Consider the following 15,283-nt stretch of genomic DNA (forward strand, 5'->3'; position numbering starts at 1 on the left):
GATGAGCGAACAGACACGGCAATGGCAGGCCCTTGCAGAGCAACGCGGGCTGAGCTTGTCCAATTACCTGCTGGAGGTGCTGGAGAAAGCGCCCGACCAATTAAGCACCATCGCCCAGCCCCTGGGCCTGCTTGCCATCGCCCCGGAAAACCTCAGTGAACACTGGCGCTTCGATCTGCTGGCACTGCCCCAGGCGCTGATCCATAACGTGCTGCCGGTGGATAACCACGGCCAGCCGTGCCTGGTACTGGGAGACCCTTTCACCCTGGCCAGCCGGCACTGGCTGCAATCCTCGAAAACCTTGCGTCAACTGCCCCTGGCCATGAGCCTGCCCGGCGCGGTCAAGGCCCAGTTGAGCCTGGCCGAAGCCAGCCAACGGGTGATGCAACCTTTCGGTGAGGACGACGAGAATGCCCGCGTCAGCCAGGCCGCCCAGGAAATTTCCCTGAGCAGCATCGCCCGCGACGACAACCCGGTGGTGCGCCTGGTCAACTCCATGCTGTTCGATGCCCTGCAAAGCCGTGCCAGCGATGTGCATGTGGAAACCACGCCCCAGGGCCTGGTGATCAAGTACCGCATCGACGGTGTGTTGCAGCAGATGGGCCAGGCCAGCGGCCTGGACATGGCCGAGCAGGCACTGTCGCGGATCAAGGTGTTGTCGGAGCTGGATATCGGCGAGCGGCGGGTGCCCCAGGACGGGCGTTTCAAGATGAAAATCCAGGGTCGCGAAGTGGACTTTCGCGTGTCGATCATGCCCAGCATCCACGGTGAAGATGCGGTGCTGCGGATTCTCGACAAGTCCCAGCGCGGTGAGTCCCTGAGCCTGGAAACCCTGGGGTTGAACGCCGAGACCATCGCGCGCATCCGTGTATTGGCCGGCGAACCCTATGGCATGTTGCTGGTGACCGGCCCCACCGGCAGCGGCAAATCCACCACGCTGTATGCCGCCCTGTCGGAGACCAATACCGGCGAGAAAAAGATCATCACCATCGAAGACCCGGTGGAATACGAACTGCCCGGGGTCCTGCAAATCCCGGTGAACGACAAGAAGGGCCTGACCTTCGCCCGCGGCCTGCGCTCGATCCTGCGCCACGACCCGGACACCATCCTGGTGGGGGAAATACGCGACGGTGAAACGGCCGGCATTGCGGTGCAAGCGGCGTTGACCGGGCACCTGGTGTTGTCGTCGGTGCACGCCAACAGCGCGTTCAGTGTGCTGGAGCGCTTTACCTACATGGACGTGGACCCGGCCAGCTTTGTCGAAGCCCTTAACGGCGTGGTCGCCCAGCGCCTGGTGCGGCGCATCTGCCCGGACTGCGGCACGGATGCCGCCCCCGACCCCGAGATCACCCACCTCGCCCAACTCGCCGAGGCTCAACTCCAACAGGGTCACTATCGCGTGGGCAAAGGCTGCGAGGCCTGCCGTCACACCGGCTATCGCGGCCGGCTCGCCCTGGCCGAAGTGCTGACACTGACCGACAGCATCAAGGAGGGCCTGCTCAACCGCAGTTCGGCCGCCACCCTGCGCGAACTGGCCCGTGAAGCCGGCCACGTGTTTATCCGCGACATCGCCCTGGCCCACGCCGCCCAGGGCGACACCACGCTCAAGGAGATCCACCGTGTCATTTCCCTTTATTGAGCATGTGGTGTGGCTGCACAGCGACGGCGCCGAATGGGCCGCACGACCGCGCTGGCGCGGTGCGGCAGTATGGCGTGCGCAACAGGCTGGCGAGCCATTGGGCGCCTGTGCCGAACTGCTGGAACAGGCGCCGCGCGGCCGCGTCGGGTTTCTGGACCGGGCCACGGTGCTGCTGGGCTTCCCCCATGTGCACTACCTGATGCTGGCGTGGCAAACCGGCGTGTACAGCCAGGCCGACTGGCAAGGCTTGGCCGAAGTGACCTTCAACCAACAGGCAGGCATCGACCCCGGACAGTGGCAAGTGCAAGTCGCCAACAGCACCTTTGGAGATGAACGCCTGGCGGTCGCGACGTCACGGAATTTGCTGCAAGACCTGCGGGAGTTGTTCAAGCGACAGCACCTGCCGCTGGTGAGATGCACGCCATTGTTGACGGCCGTGGCCCAACGGTACTGGCAGCAATTGCCTGACGATTGCGTGCTGGCGGTACCTGAGGCGCGAGGTCTCAGTTGCCTTTACCGGCAACAGGGTGTGGCTCAACAAGTCTGCGTGCTGCAAACCCCACCCGGCAGCCACTTGAGCGACAACCTGTTCACCGCCGACCTGCTGGCGCAACGGCACGCGGCGGCCACATGGGTCGTCGCCAATCACCCCACTGAACATTGGCTGGGGCCACTGCATCCCTGGCTCGGAGAGCCGCTGGCATGATCGCTCAGCTGAAATCACAACTCGCCGGTGCCTGGCGACAGCGGCAGGCGCCGGGCATCGACTTCCTGCACCCCAATGCCGTCTATCGGCCGCTGGTGAGTGTGTTGTGGCTGGTCGCCGCCGGGCTTGTCTTCGTGACCTGGCAACACTGGCAGCGCATGGAGCATCAGCAACAACAGACCGACGCACTGGAGCAGCGCTTTATCGAATTGACACGTCGCCAGGAGCAATTGATCCAGGCCGCCATTCGCTTGTCACCCCAGCAGAAACAACAACTGGCCGCCTTTTCCCGACAGCAGGACACGCCCTTCGCGCTGATGGACGCCGTGGCCCGGGCCTGGTCCGCGGAAGTCGCGCTGACGCGCGTGGAGGTCGACACCCAGGCCCGACTGATTCACTTGGAGTTGGAAGCCAAGGTGCTGGGCGATGCCTTTCGCTTTGTCGAACGGCTCAAGGCCCAGCCAGGTGTGCACGTGAACCTGCAACAAAGCGCACGCAAGGCCAATGACCCGCAACACCCGGTGCAGGTCAAACTTGCGGTTGGTGCAGGGTAGTCGCCCATGGACGCACTGACCCGCCACCTCCCGCGCGTGCGCTGGCACCTGATGCAATGGCAGCAGCGCCTGGGCTTTTGGGGGCTGCTGGCGTTGGGGCTGATGGCGGCAACGTTGCTGATCGAAGTCACAGTGATACATCCGGCAGGCATTGCCGACAGCCTGCGGCGCCAGGAACTGGAGGCCGGTATCGCCGAGCAGCCCCAGGATGTGCAGGTGACCGAACCGGCCGTGGTCGAACGCCTGCCCAGTGCACAGGACTTCGCCCCACGCCTGGAAAAGCTGCTGGACGTCCTCACCCGGCGCGGCTTTATCATCGAACAGACCACCCTGGCCTACTCCGCGCCCGGCGACACCGGGCTGCAACGGCTGGACGTGGACATTCCCCTCGTCGGCCCCTACGCCTTGCTGCGCGATGCCCTGGTCGACGTCGCCAATGAGCCGGCCGTGCGCATCGAACGCCTGGCCCTGGAGCGCAAGGAAATCACCAGCGGCATGTTGAACATCAGCCTCAAGGTGAGTGTGCTGGGGGTGGTGGAATGACGCTGCCGCTGTATCTGCGCGTGCTGTTGCTGCTGACCTTGATCGGCTGCGGCTGGCTGTTCTGGCAGGACACTGCGGACAACCCCGCACCCTCGCCGGTGCCAGTGATCGCCCGCCCTGTACAGGTGCCCTCGGCACCGGTTGCCGCACCTGCACCGGCGGTGGCCGAAGCCATCGACCTGTTTCCCGCCCAGACCTGGACACCTGCACCGCCGCCCATACCGGTCGACACCTCAGCGCCCAAGCCGCCGCCCCTGCCCTTCACCGTGAGCGCGCAATGGCGCTACGAGAACCAGGCGAAAATCGTCGTACTCAGCGGCAATGGCAGCCAGTACACCCTGTGCAACCGTTGCTCGGTACCCGGGCGCATCGTGCCCGGCAAGATGCTCGACGCCCATTACCGGCTGGACAAACTTACCGACACCGCCGTGGTGCTGACCTACATGCCCCTCAAGCATGTCAGCACCTTGCGGCTGGACACTCACTGACCGGCGCAGGACACGATCATGGCCATACGCACGTGGATACCCTTGAGCCTGGCCGTGGCCCTGCTCAGCGCCTGCCAGACCCAGCGGGCGATCAAGGAGAGCGACGAGTTGCGCCAGAAGGGCGACATCATCCGTTCGGTCGAAGTGCTGCAAGCCGAAGCCAGACAGGCCCCCGACGATGTGCAACTGCGCACCGCCAACTTCAGCAAGCTGGAATTGCTGGTGGCCCAATACAGCCGCGAAGCCAGCACCGCGCTGATGCGTGGCGACGATGCCGCTGCCATCCGCGCCCTGGAAACCATCCTCAAATACGACCCCAGCAACCTCGGCGCGCGCCAGGAAATCCAGAGCATCCAGGCGATGAAACAACTGCGCCCGCAACTGGCCCAGGCCTACGAAATGAAGCGCTCCAACCCGGTGGAAGCCCTCAACCTGGTGCGCCGGATCATCGCGCAAAAGCCCAACTACCGAGAGGCCCTGGACTTTCGCAATGCCCTGACCCGTGAACTGGTGAGCGCCGACTACCTCAGCGCCGACCTCTCCGAGGCCATGCGCAAACCCTTGAGCCTGGAGTTCAGCGCCCAAAGCCTGACCACGATTTTCGAGACCATTGCGCGCCTGTCGGGGGTCAACTTCGTCATCGACAAGGACGTCAATCCCAGTGCCTCGGCGAGCATGACCGCGAGCCGAACCACCGCCGAAGACGCGCTGAACCTGCTGCTGACCACCCAGGGACTGGACAAGAAGGTCCTCAACGCCAACACCCTCCTGGTTTACCCCCGCCGCCCGGACAAGGAACGGGAATATCGCGAGTTGGCCGTGCGTACCTTCTACCTCAGCCATGGCGACCCCAAGGTCATCGCCGCCGAGATCAAACAGGTCCTCAAGCCCAAAGAGGTGCTGGTGGACGAACGCCTGAACGCGGTGATCGTGCGCGATGGCCTGGATACCCTGAGCGCCGTGGAAAAACTGGTGGAAGCCATTGATATCGCACAATCGGAAGTGACCATCGACATCCAGGTGCTGGAGGTCAGCCTGACCGACGAGTTGAACCTGGGCATCCAGTACCCGGAGAGCATCGGCCTGTCCGTGGGCAACCTGGCCAACGTGCCTGCCGGGCTGGCGGGTATCCCACTCAGCGCATTGCGCGGGATCAACGGCGACAACATCCTGCTCGACGCGGGCAGTACCTCGGCGCGCATCAATATGCTGCAACGCAGCGGCAACACCGTGACCCTGGCCAACCCCAGGGTGCGGGTGCGCAACCGCGAAGAAGCCCAGGTGAACATCGGCGACAAGATCCCCGTGGTGACCACCACCACCGCCAACCAGATCACCACCTCGTCGGTGTCCTACCAGGACGTGGGACTGCAGATCACGGTCAAGCCGAACATCAGCCTGAGCGATGAGGTGAACCTGGAGCTGAACGTGGAAATGAGCCATATCACCAAGCGTATTCCCGGCTCGGAAAACGTACCGGCCACCTTCGAACTCGGCTCACGGGCCACCAAGACCCTGCTGACCGCGCGCAACAATGAAACCCAGATCGTCTCGGGGCTGATCCGCACGGCGGACGTCGACGAGGGCTCGGGGCTGCCATGGTTGAGCCAGATCCCGTGGATCGGCAAGAAGCTGTTCGGCACCAACCAGAATACCCAGCAGAAAACCGAGATCATCCTGCTGCTGACCCCGAGGATCGAACGCAACCTGGACCTGCCGATTGCCCAGATCAGCACCTTCCACAGCGGCACCGAGGCGCGCAGTTCGACCCAGGGCATGATCCTGCGCGACACCACCGACAAAATGATCCTCAAGCCGATTGGCGGCGACCCCACGCCGGCGCTGCCACCGCCGATGCAACAGCCGGATGCCACCTGGCAACCCCTGCCGCCACTGCTGCCGGATCTGGTGCCCAAGCCTGCGCCCGAACCTGCGCCCCAATGAAGATCCAATGTGGGAGGGGGCTTGCCCCCGATTGCAATGTGTCAGTCTCAGTATCCTTGACTGGTCCACCGCTATCGGGGCAAGCCCCCTCCCACATTTGTTTTGCAGTGTTGGTGGGTTAGCGCACGACGCCTTCTTCTATGAGCAACTTGAGGATTGCCTGGGCACCTTCCTCGGCGCTCACACCCTTGAGCACCTGCCCACCGCCACCACTGGCCTTGGCGGTGGCGGCTTTCATGCGGTCGGCGCCGCTCTTGGCCTTGATCACCTTGAGGCGCTTGGGCCGGGGCTTGGCCGGTTGCAGCACGGCGCCTGTGAATAACGCGTCCTGCTCGACTTCCACTTCGTGGGCCGCCAATTCACCGCGTTGTGCCGGACCGTAGGCGCTTTGCCGAGGTTTTGGCGCGGCGTTATCCACCGTCGCCAGAAACGGCAGGCGCACCTTCAAGCGCCTGCGCTGCCCACGGGGCAAGGCTTGCAGCACATGGGCCACACCGCCGTCGATGGACTCCACCTCGGCCAGCCCGACAATCAGCGGCCAGCCCAATTGCTCGGCCAACAGGAACGGCAACATGCCCGAGCCTTCACCGGTTTCGGCCTGGCTGCCGGCAAGCACCACCTGGGCACCGGCGTCGCGCAGGTACTCGCCGAGCACCGGCAACGCATCGCTGCCCTCCGGTTGTTCCAGCACGTGCAACTGTGGCAGGCCCATGCCCAGGTAGCTGCGCAGGGTCGGTTCGGCGATGTTGCCGGCGTGCAGCACCTGCAGCTTATCCCCAGCCATCTGCAGACCCAGTTCGACGGCGCGCGCATCCTGTTCGGCGCGGCGTGGCCGGCCGGAGGTGGGGTGGGCGCCGATGGACACCAGGCTGATTACATTCGTGGTCATGGTCATGTCCTCAAGCCGCATCGCGCTTGGCGCCGTTGCGGTAGGCCTCGACCGCAGCGATCAAGGCTTGCAGAATCGCGGCGCTTTCGCCGATCACCGACAGGTCGGCACGCTTGATCATGTCGCAGCCCGGGTCGAGGTTGATCGCCACCACCTTGTCGCAGGCGCCAATGCCTTGCAGGTGCTGGATCGCCCCGGAAATCCCCACGGCCACATACACCCGCGCCGTCACCCAGGTACCGCTGGCGCCGACCTGGCGATCACGGGCCATGAATCCATCGTCCACCGCCACCCGCGAGGCGCCTTCGGTGGCCCCCAATGCCGCGGCGGTCTGGTGGAACAGCGCCCAGTCCTTCACGCCGTTGCCGCCGGAGAAAATAAACTCGGCCTCGGCCATGGGAATCGCCGCCGGGTCCACCGCCACCGCACCGAGATCCTCGATACGCGGCAGGCTGCGCGCCAGGCTTGTGGATAACTCCACGGGCAGCACTTCATGGCGTGTGTCGCTGACCGGATCGGCGCATTCGGCGGCGGCCAGAATCAGGCGTGGCAGCGGCCGCGCCAAGTCTTCCCGGCCCGCACCGGCGCGGCCGATGCACTCATCGCCCTTGATCTGCCAGACGCGAGTGGCCGGGCGCTCCTTGAGACTGGCGGCAAAGCGCCGACCCAACTCGCCACCACCACTGCGGCTGTCGGGCAGCAACCAGTGGCGCGGGTTGAACTGGTTATCCACAGCGCGCAAACCCTGCACGCGTTGCTCCGGTGAATAACCGTCAAATTCGTGGCCGTCGAGCACCAGCAGGCGATCAACACCGGCCGTGGCAAACGCGCTTTCCTTGTGCTCGCCAAACACCACTGCCAGCACCGCGCCGTCGTTGCCGGCGAGTTGCCGCGCCAGGCCGAGCAGGTCGCGGTCGTGGCTGCTCAAGCGGCCACCGACCATGTCCGGCACTACGTTGATGTAGAACGCAGGCGCAGGCACCTGATGCAGCGGCAACTGCACTTCAATCGCCGCCGTACGCTTGGCCGCACCGCCCTGCTGGGCACCGCTGCGGTCGATGCGCTTGATGCCGTTGGGGCCGATAAAACCGACGCCATGCACGTTCTTGCGGAGGATGCCGTTAGGCCCCATCCAGCTGTGTTGCACCGGCTGCATCGCCGCATGCAGCGGGTGCAGACGGTTACGGGCGATCCATTCGGCCCGTGGGTCGCGGCGGATAATGTCGCTCATCAGTGCACCTCCGCAGGTTCACGCTTGTTGGGAGCTTTGGCCGGTGCGACGTCTTCCAGCAAAGCATCGGCCACCAGCTCGGCGATGTCCTTGATCAACGGTCGCGGTTCAACCACACCTTCGAGCATCGCCGTGCACTGCGGGCACCCCACCGCCACCAGTTCGGCACCGGTCTCGCGGATGTCTTCCATGCGCATATCGGGGATACGTTGCTTGCCGGGAATATCGGTGATCGGCGCGCCGCCGCCACCGCCGCAGCAGCGCGAGCGGAAACCCGAGCGTTGCATCTCCTTGACCTCGATGCCCAGCGCCCGCAGCACTTGGCGCGGCGCCTCGTATTCGCCGTTGTAGCGGCCCAGGTAGCACGGGTCGTGGTAGGTCACGCTGTTGCCTTTGTGCTGGCCCAGGTTCAGCGCGCCCTCGCCGATCAGCTCGGCCATAAAGGTGCTGTGGTGCTGCACGCGGTAGTTGCCGTTGAAGGCGCCGTACTCGTTTTTCAGCACATGGAAGCTGTGGGGGTCGCAGGTGACGATGCGCTTGAAGCTGTACTTGGCCAACGTCTGGATATTGCGCGTGGCGAGCATCTGGAAGGTCGCTTCATCGCCCAGGCGCCGCGCGACGTCGCCGCTGTCGCGCTCTTCCAGGCCGAGCACGGCGAAGTCGACCTTGGCCGCCTTGAGCACTTTGACGAATGCGCGCAGGGTGCGTTGGTTGCGCATGTCGAAGGCGCCGTCGCCGACCCAGAACAGCACGTCAACGCTGCCTTTGTCGCTGAGCAACGGCAGGTTCAAATCCGCCGCCCAGTTGAGGCGACCGCCCGGTGCGAAACCGCCGGGGTTGTCGGTGGCGATCAGGTTTTCCAGGACTTCGGCGCCCTTGTTCGGCGTGGCGCCTTTTTCCAGGGTGAGGTGGCGGCGCATGTCGACGATGGCGTCCACGTGCTCGATCATCATCGGGCACTCTTCCACACAGGCACGGCAGGTGGTGCACGACCACAGGGTCTCGGCGTCCACCAGGCCGTTGACGATCGGCTGGTGCGGGTTGCCGCTGTGTTCGCCAATGGCTTTACCCGGATAAGGGCTGCCGGCGAACTTGGCATCGGTGCCGCCGGCCAGGCCGACCACCATGTCCTGGATGAGTTTTTTCGGGTTCAGCGGCTGGCCGGCGGCGAAGGCCGGGCACGCCGCTTCGCATTTGCCGCACTGTACGCAGGCGTCGAAGCCAAGCAGTTGGTTCCAGGTGAAATCCTTGGGTTTTTCCACGCCCAGGGGCGCGCTTTTGTCGCTCAGGTCCAGGGGTTTCAAACCCGTGGAACGACCACCGCCAAAGCGTTCGGCGCGACGGTGCCAGGCCAGGTGCAGGGCACCGGCGAAGGCGTGCTTCATCGGGCCGCCCCAGGTCATGCCGAAGAACATTTCGGACACGCCCCACAGCACCCCCACGCTCAACAGCGCGGCCAGCAGCCAGCCGCCGAAGTCGGCGGGCAGGATCCCCGCCACTGGCAGCGTCACCAGGAAGAAACTCACCGAGAACGCCATCAGGCTTTTCGGCAGGCGCATCCACGGGCCTTTCGACAGGCGCGACGGCGGATTGCGCCGCCGCAGGTAAACGAAGGTGGCGCCGACAAACATCAACACCGACGCCAGCAGCAAGGCGTAGCCGAGGATACGGTTATGCAGGCCGAAGCCATGCACCAGAATCGCCAGCAGCGCCGACAGCACAAAGCCCAGGGCAGTGGCGACGTGGGTGTTGGCGATGTATTTGTCGCGGGCGACCACGTGGTGCAGGTCGACCATGTAGCGCTTGGGCATGGCCAACAGACCGCCCAGCAGGTCGACCTTGGAGGCACGCCCGCGACGCCACATGTTCACCCGGCGCAGGACGCCAAGGACGGCAAGGCCCAGGGCGGTAAATAAGAGAATAGGCAGCAAGGTGTTCAACATGGTGAAGCTCCCACAGACCGCACAGGTCTACTGTGAAACTGGCCCGAATGTGGGAGGGGGCTTGCTCCCGATGGCGGACTGTCAGTTGGTACAGTTGTCGCTGAACCACCGCTATCGGGAGCAAGCCCCCTCCCACATTTGACCGCGTTCACCTCATCAAAAGTCTTTGCACAGGCGCAGGGCGTCATAGATGGCGGCATGGGTATTTCGCTGCGCCACACAGTCACCGATACGGAACAGCAAGTACCCCTCGCCCGCCTCGCTCAAGCACGGCTGCGGCTTGATCGCGAACAGGGCTTCGACGTCGATCTGGCCCTTGTTGCGCGAACCTTCCTTGAGCCCGTAGTAGATCGCTTCGTCCGGACGCACGCCGTTCTCGACCACCACCTGGTCCACTACCCGCTCTTCTTTGGCGCCGGTGTATTCGTTCTCCAGCACCGCCACCAGCTTGTCGCCTTCGCGGTAGACCTTTTCCAGCATCATGTCGCCGGTCATGATCACTTCTTTGGGGTACATGCTGCGGTAGTAGGTGGGGAACGACGTACCGCCAATCGCCACGCCCGGCTTGATGTCGTCGGTGACGATTTCCACCTGGCAGCCTTTGTCGGCCAGGAAGTCCGCCACCGACATGCCGGTGAATTCGCAAATGGTGTCGTACACCAGCACGTTCTTGCCCGGTGCGACCTTGCCGTCGAGCACGTCCCAGCTGCTCACCACCAGGCCTTCGGCGGCGCCCCAGTGTTCGTTCTGCTCGATAAACGGATGCCCGCCGACCGCCAGCACCACCACGTCCGGACGCAGGTCCAGGATGGTCTCGGCATCGGCGGCCACGCCCAGGCGCAGGTCGACTTTCAAGCGTGCCAGCTCCAGCTGGAACCAGCGGGTGATACCGGCGATCTGGTCGCGTTGCGGCGCCTTGGAGGCGGTGGTGATTTGCCCGCCGATAAATTCTTTCTTCTCGAACAGGGTCACGTCGTGGCCACGTTCGGCGGCCACCCGCGCGGCTTCCATCCCGGCAGGGCCGGCACCGACCACCACCACCTTGCGTTTCGGCCCGGTGGACTTCTCGATGATATGCGGCACGCCCATGTATTCACGGGAGGTCGCGGCATTCTGGATGCACAGCACGTCCAGGCCCTGGTACTGGCGGTCGATGCAATAGTTGGCGCCGACGCACTGTTTGATCTGGTCGATCTGGCCCATCTTGATCTTGGCAATCAAGTGCGGGTCGGCGATGTGCGCACGGGTCATGCCCACCATGTCCACATAGCCGCCTTCGAGGATGCGCGTGGCCTGGTTCGGGTCCTTGATGTTCTGTGCGTGCAGCACCGGGACCTTGACCACTTCCTTGATACCGGCCGCCAGGTGCAGGAACGGCTCCGGCGGATAGCTCATGTTGGGGATCACGTTGGCCAGGGTGTTGTGGGTGTCGCAACCCGAGCCGACGACGCCGATGAAATCGAGCATGCCGGTGTCGTCGTAGTACTTGGCGATCTGCTTCATGTCTTCGTGGGACAGGCCGTCCGGGTGGAACTCGTCACCGCACAGGCGCATGCCCACGCAGAAGTCGTCACCGACTTCGGCACGCACGGCTTTCAACACTTCCAGGCCGAATTTCATGCGGCCTTCGAAGGTGCCGCCCCACTCGTCGGTACGCTTGTTGACCCGTGGGCTCCAGAACTGGTCGATCATGTGCTGGTGCACGGCGGACAGTTCCACACCGTCCAGGCCACCAGCCTTGGCGCGCTTGGCGGCGCTGGCATAGTTGCCGATCACGCGCCAGATTTCTTCCGGCTCGATGGTCTTGCAGGTGGCACGGTGCACCGGCTCACGCACGCCGGACGGCGACATCAGGGTCGGCCAGTTAAAGCCATCCCAACGGGAGCGACGGCCCATGTGGGTAATCTGGATCATGATCTTGGCGCCATGCTTGTGCATGGCATCCGCCAGGTTCTGGAAGTGCGGGATGATGCGGTCGGTGGACAGGTTCACCGAGCTCCACCATTCCTGGGGGCTGTCGATGGCGACCACCGAGGAACCGCCGCAGATCGCCAGGCCGATACCGCCCTTGGCTTTTTCTTCGTAGTACTTCACATAGCGGTCGGTGGTCATGCCGCCGTCGGTGGCATACACCTCGGCGTGGGCGGTACTGAGCACGCGGTTGCGGATGGTCAGTTTGCCGATCTGGATCGGCTGGAACATTGCTTCGAAAGCCATGGCACGGTCCTCGGCTTACAACGGCTTGACGGTGAACAAGCCGGAGTCAAAGCCCTCTTCGGAGCCTCCGTAGACTTGTTCGGCCACGGTGCGGATCTGGCTGCCACGGGCTTGCAGAATCTGGTCCATGGCACCGGCAAACCAGCCGGTGAACATGTAGTCGACTTTGCGCCCGACCTTGCCGTACACATAGACGAATGCCGAGTGTTCGAGCTTGACGCTGGCGGTGCCTTTATCCAGATCGATGTCCTGGATCTTGAACAGGCCCCAGCCGCGTTGCGACAAGCGCTTCATGTAGTGCTCGAACACCGCGACGCCTTCCAGGCCGTGGCATTCGGCTTCTTTTTCACACCAGTGCCAGGCGGACTTGTAGCCGGCCTTGTAGAGGATTTCGGCATAGGCGTCGGCGCCCAGCACCTCTTCGATGCCCATGTGGTTGTTGACGAAGAAATGGCGCGGCACGTACAGCATCGGCAGGGCGTCGGACGTCCAGACACCGGTTTCGCTGTCGACTTCAATAGGCAATTGCGGGGCGATCTTGGCCATGGAAACTTAACTCCAGAAAAATTCGTTGTGATGTTGCCCGTGGGTGCTTGGCTTATTCGCCCCAAACGTCCTTCAAGACGTTGACCCAGTTCTCGCCCATGATCTTGCGCACCACACGCTCGGGATGGCCGCGCTTGAGCAGGGTCTCTGTCAGGTTGGGAAACTCGCCGACGGTGCGGATGCCCAGCGGGTTGATGATCTTGCCGAAGCTGGTCAGGCGGCGGGCGTAGCCCTTGTCATGGGTCAGCATTTCAAAGAAATCCTGGCCATGGCCCTGGGTGAAGTCGGTGCCGATGCCGATGGCGTCTTCGCCGACGATATTCATGGTGTATTCGATGGCTTCGGCGTAGTCGTCGATGGTCGAATCGATGCCCTTGGCCAGGAACGGCGCGAACATGGTCACGCCGACAAAGCCGCCGTGGTCAGCGATGAACTTCAGTTCTTCATCGGACTTGTTGCGCGGGTGCTCTTTAAGGCCGGACGGCAGGCAGTGGGAGTAGCACACCGGCTTTTTCGATTCGAGGATGACTTCTTCGCTGGTCTTGGAGCCGACGTGGGACAGGTCGCACATGATGCCGACGCGGTTCATCTCGGCGACGATCTCGCGCCCGAAGCCCGACAGGCCGCCGTCGCGCTCGTAGCAACCGGTGCCGACCAGGTTCTGGGTGTTGTAGCACATCTGCACCACACCGACGCCGAGCTGCTTGAAGATCTCCACATAGCCGAGCTGGTCTTCAAATGCGTGGGCGTTCTGGAAGCCGAAGATGATGCCGGTCTTGCCCTGTTCCTTGGCCTTGCGGATGTCGGCGGTGGTTTTCACCGGGATCACCAGGTCGCTGTTCTCGCGGATCAGGGTCTGGCTGGCGACGATGTTGTTGATCGTGGCCTGGAACCCTTCCCACACCGACACGGTGCAATTCGCGGCGGTGAGGCCACCTTTGCGCATGTCCTCGAACAGGTCGCGGTTCCACTTGGCAATGATCAGCCCGTCGATAACGATGCTGTCGGCGTGCAATTCGGCTGGGCTCATCAGGCGTCCCCTTATTTTGGCGATTCATGCGCCGAATCGTCTGCCGGCGCTTTGGGGCCAGCATATGCCCAGGGGCCGACCGAGCCGGGTGCAAAAACGACAGGGGAATTGCCGAAAGCGTCAATCCACGACAAAGGCTGTTATGAGTGGTCTGACTGGCGGCTGTTATTTGTCTTACGCTTGAGCCAGAATTCCCGCATCAACTGATATGAGACGGCGCAATGAAATCGATTTTCCTGGCTTTGGCACTCATCGCAACCGGCGTCCACGCGGCCGAAGACACCGACAGCACGCCGTGCGATGGCATCGAAAACGACAAGCAAACCCTGGAATGCGCCACTTACAACAAAACCACTGCCGAGCAATTGCTCAAGGATAATTATCAGGGTCTGCTGGAACGCATGCATTCCACCTATGGCAGCGACAAGACCAAGCTCGCCGACATTACCGCTCGTCTGAAGGATGCCCAGCAGAAGTGGGAAAAACTGCGTGACGCCGATTGCGCGGTGGACACCTTCCCGGCGGTGACCGGCACCAAGGCCTACGCCATTGAGCAGAATGATTGCCTGGCGCGGATGAGTGATGAGCGGTCGGAGTTTCTGGAGTCGATTGGGCAGGAATAAGCGACAATCGCCGCCACTTTCTCTTTGAACCAAGGCCATTCATGACTATCTGCGGCATCGAAATCAAAGGCAGCGAAGCCATCATCGCCCTCGCCTCCCTGGACAACCAGACGTTGAGCCATGTCGCCCTGGCCATCAAGAAAATCGCCCTTGATGACGACGATGAAGCCGTTAACGTCAAAGCCTTCGCCGCCCAGGTGAGGGCGTTCGTGCAGGAAAACGCCATCCAGCGCATCGCCATCAAGAAACGCAGCAAGAAAGGTGAATTCGCCGGGGGCCCGACAACCTTCAAGATCGAAGGGGTGTTTCAGTTGCTGGAGGGGGTTGAGGTGACGCTGCTGTCGCCGCAGACCATCAATGCGCAGAACAAGAAGCACAACTTTGATCTGCCGGCGACGCTGAACAAGTATCAGCATGAAGCTTATAAGGCTGCCTGTTCGAGCCTGATGAAGAAGTAACGCACGTTAACTTCTGACGCAGTGTTCGACCCCGTGGCCGCCGCCTTCGTATTCAGGCCCGTAATAATATTTGACGAAGGACACTTTGCCTTCCGGCGTTGGAACAAGTTGCGCAATACCGACGCCGTAGTCTTTCAAGGCGGGATCGGTATGGGCGAAATAAACCGCCAGCGTATCTGCGGTGGCAGCGGCAAACCCGTCATAACGGGATTTATCTTCCAGGGTCAGGGTGAACGTGTAGGCACCGTACTTGCCGGTACTTTGGCTGGTGTTGATTTTCATATCGACAACACCGGTGAAGTCACCAATATGACGGTCCTTGCCAGTACACTCATAACGCCCGCTGTAATCGGTCCCGGTGAAGGGCGCCGGGGTTTTGGCTGCCCAGGCGGGAGCGGACGCGAACGCGATGACGGCAACAATTCTTTTGAGCATACGGGACCTCTTATCGATCAAGTAATGGGGCTACAAG

The 15,283-nt window shown here is 62.9% G+C and carries 15 protein-coding genes; 8 read left to right on the plus strand and 7 right to left on the minus strand.

Going from position 1 to position 15,283, the window contains the following annotated elements; translation table 11 throughout:
* Window position 1 precedes the first annotated feature (1 nt).
* Genes BLW22_RS27305 through BLW22_RS27330 form a run of 6 tightly spaced genes read left to right on the plus strand, consistent with a single transcriptional unit; the run spans window position 2 to window position 5,874 of the window.
* Window positions 2-1,639 (plus strand): GspE/PulE family protein, encoded by a 1,638-nt coding sequence (locus BLW22_RS27305; protein WP_074847791.1) that lies wholly within the window; start codon window positions 2-4, stop codon window positions 1,637-1,639.
* Entirely contained in the window at window positions 1,620-2,345 is a 726-nt protein-coding gene (locus BLW22_RS27310) for a hypothetical protein (protein WP_235865613.1), read from the plus strand. Before BLW22_RS27305 ends, BLW22_RS27310 begins: the two co-directional genes overlap by 20 nt.
* On the plus strand, window positions 2,342-2,899 hold the full coding sequence (locus BLW22_RS27315) for a hypothetical protein (RefSeq protein ID WP_065925452.1): 558 nt from the start codon (window positions 2,342-2,344) through the stop codon (window positions 2,897-2,899). The genes BLW22_RS27310 and BLW22_RS27315 overlap by 4 nt, the downstream gene beginning before the upstream one ends.
* Window positions 2,900-2,905: 6 nt before the next feature.
* Window positions 2,906-3,442 (plus strand): hypothetical protein, encoded by a 537-nt coding sequence (locus tag BLW22_RS27320; protein ID WP_027605995.1) that lies wholly within the window; start codon window positions 2,906-2,908, stop codon window positions 3,440-3,442.
* On the plus strand, window positions 3,439-3,930 hold the full coding sequence (locus tag BLW22_RS27325; RefSeq protein WP_065947488.1) for a hypothetical protein: 492 nt from the start codon (window positions 3,439-3,441) through the stop codon (window positions 3,928-3,930). Before BLW22_RS27320 ends, BLW22_RS27325 begins: the two co-directional genes overlap by 4 nt.
* A gap of 18 nt (window positions 3,931-3,948) precedes the next feature.
* A complete protein-coding gene (locus tag BLW22_RS27330) occupies window positions 3,949-5,874 on the plus strand; it encodes a secretin N-terminal domain-containing protein (protein ID WP_065925454.1) in 1,926 nt (641 codons plus the stop codon).
* 118 nt (window positions 5,875-5,992) lie between these two features.
* Here the strand turns inward: BLW22_RS27330 and etfB are convergent, their stop codons facing one another.
* The 6 genes from etfB to BLW22_RS27360 form a co-directional block, all read right to left on the minus strand.
* Window positions 5,993-6,763 (minus strand): electron transfer flavoprotein subunit beta, encoded by a 771-nt coding sequence (gene etfB / locus BLW22_RS27335; protein WP_065947490.1) that lies wholly within the window; start codon window positions 6,761-6,763, stop codon window positions 5,993-5,995.
* Window positions 6,764-6,773: 10 nt separating this feature from the next.
* Window positions 6,774-7,994, minus strand: coding sequence for an electron transfer flavoprotein subunit alpha (gene etfA, locus BLW22_RS27340; protein ID WP_074847793.1), 1,221 nt, complete (start codon window positions 7,992-7,994; stop codon window positions 6,774-6,776).
* Window positions 7,994-9,937, minus strand: coding sequence for a dimethylglycine demethylation protein DgcB (gene dgcB, locus BLW22_RS27345; RefSeq protein ID WP_074847794.1), 1,944 nt, complete (start codon window positions 9,935-9,937; stop codon window positions 7,994-7,996). Before dgcB ends, etfA begins: the two co-directional genes overlap by 1 nt.
* A 156-nt stretch (window positions 9,938-10,093) precedes the next feature.
* Window positions 10,094-12,154, minus strand: a complete 2,061-nt coding sequence (gene dgcA, locus BLW22_RS27350; RefSeq protein WP_065925458.1) for a dimethylglycine demethylation protein DgcA — start codon at window positions 12,152-12,154, stop codon at window positions 10,094-10,096.
* A 15-nt stretch (window positions 12,155-12,169) separates the two neighbouring features.
* Entirely contained in the window at window positions 12,170-12,700 is a 531-nt protein-coding gene (locus BLW22_RS27355; RefSeq protein WP_074847795.1) for a DUF5943 domain-containing protein, read from the minus strand.
* Between the two features lie 52 nt (window positions 12,701-12,752).
* On the minus strand, window positions 12,753-13,730 hold the full coding sequence (locus BLW22_RS27360; RefSeq protein WP_010207105.1) for a dipeptidase: 978 nt from the start codon (window positions 13,728-13,730) through the stop codon (window positions 12,753-12,755).
* Between the two features lie 221 nt (window positions 13,731-13,951).
* On the opposite strand from BLW22_RS27360, the gene BLW22_RS27365 reads away from it, so the two are divergent.
* Both BLW22_RS27365 and BLW22_RS27370 read left to right on the plus strand, forming a co-directional pair.
* Window positions 13,952-14,353: a lysozyme inhibitor LprI family protein gene (locus BLW22_RS27365; protein ID WP_074847796.1), complete on the plus strand. Its 402-nt coding sequence runs from the start codon at window positions 13,952-13,954 to the stop codon at window positions 14,351-14,353.
* A gap of 41 nt (window positions 14,354-14,394) precedes the next feature.
* Window positions 14,395-14,811, plus strand: a complete 417-nt coding sequence (locus BLW22_RS27370; RefSeq protein ID WP_065947493.1) for a DUF3010 family protein — start codon at window positions 14,395-14,397, stop codon at window positions 14,809-14,811.
* 6 nt (window positions 14,812-14,817) lie between these two features.
* Here BLW22_RS27370 and BLW22_RS27375 read toward each other — a convergent pair whose 3' ends face one another.
* The gene (locus tag BLW22_RS27375) at window positions 14,818-15,246 is read right to left on the minus strand and encodes a hypothetical protein (protein WP_065925461.1); all 429 of its coding nucleotides are present in this window, start codon (window positions 15,244-15,246) and stop codon (window positions 14,818-14,820) included.
* Window positions 15,247-15,283: the final 37 nt, after the last annotated feature.

The organism is Pseudomonas marginalis (genome assembly GCF_900105325.1).
Lineage (GTDB): Bacteria > Pseudomonadota > Gammaproteobacteria > Pseudomonadales > Pseudomonadaceae > Aquipseudomonas > Aquipseudomonas marginalis.

Bases quoted from the DNA above. Each gene is read 5' to 3' on its own strand.
- BLW22_RS27305 (WP_074847791.1), top strand. From the start codon at position 2: ATGAGCGAACAGACACGGCAATGGCAGGCCCTTGCAGAGCAACGCGGG.
- BLW22_RS27315 (WP_065925452.1), top strand. From the start codon at position 2,342: ATGATCGCTCAGCTGAAATCACAACTCGCCGGTGCCTGGCGACAGCGG.
- BLW22_RS27320 (WP_027605995.1), top strand. From the start codon at position 2,906: ATGGACGCACTGACCCGCCACCTCCCGCGCGTGCGCTGGCACCTGATG.
- BLW22_RS27325 (WP_065947488.1), top strand. From the start codon at position 3,439: ATGACGCTGCCGCTGTATCTGCGCGTGCTGTTGCTGCTGACCTTGATC.
- BLW22_RS27330 (WP_065925454.1), top strand. From the start codon at position 3,949: ATGGCCATACGCACGTGGATACCCTTGAGCCTGGCCGTGGCCCTGCTC.
- etfB (WP_065947490.1), bottom strand. From the start codon at position 6,763: ATGACCACGAATGTAATCAGCCTGGTGTCCATCGGCGCCCACCCCACC.
- etfA (WP_074847793.1), bottom strand. From the start codon at position 7,994: ATGAGCGACATTATCCGCCGCGACCCACGGGCCGAATGGATCGCCCGT.
- dgcB (WP_074847794.1), bottom strand. From the start codon at position 9,937: ATGTTGAACACCTTGCTGCCTATTCTCTTATTTACCGCCCTGGGCCTT.
- dgcA (WP_065925458.1), bottom strand. From the start codon at position 12,154: ATGGCTTTCGAAGCAATGTTCCAGCCGATCCAGATCGGCAAACTGACC.
- BLW22_RS27355 (WP_074847795.1), bottom strand. From the start codon at position 12,700: ATGGCCAAGATCGCCCCGCAATTGCCTATTGAAGTCGACAGCGAAACC.
- BLW22_RS27360 (WP_010207105.1), bottom strand. From the start codon at position 13,730: ATGAGCCCAGCCGAATTGCACGCCGACAGCATCGTTATCGACGGGCTG.
- BLW22_RS27365 (WP_074847796.1), top strand. From the start codon at position 13,952: ATGAAATCGATTTTCCTGGCTTTGGCACTCATCGCAACCGGCGTCCAC.
- BLW22_RS27370 (WP_065947493.1), top strand. From the start codon at position 14,395: ATGACTATCTGCGGCATCGAAATCAAAGGCAGCGAAGCCATCATCGCC.
- BLW22_RS27375 (WP_065925461.1), bottom strand. From the start codon at position 15,246: ATGCTCAAAAGAATTGTTGCCGTCATCGCGTTCGCGTCCGCTCCCGCC.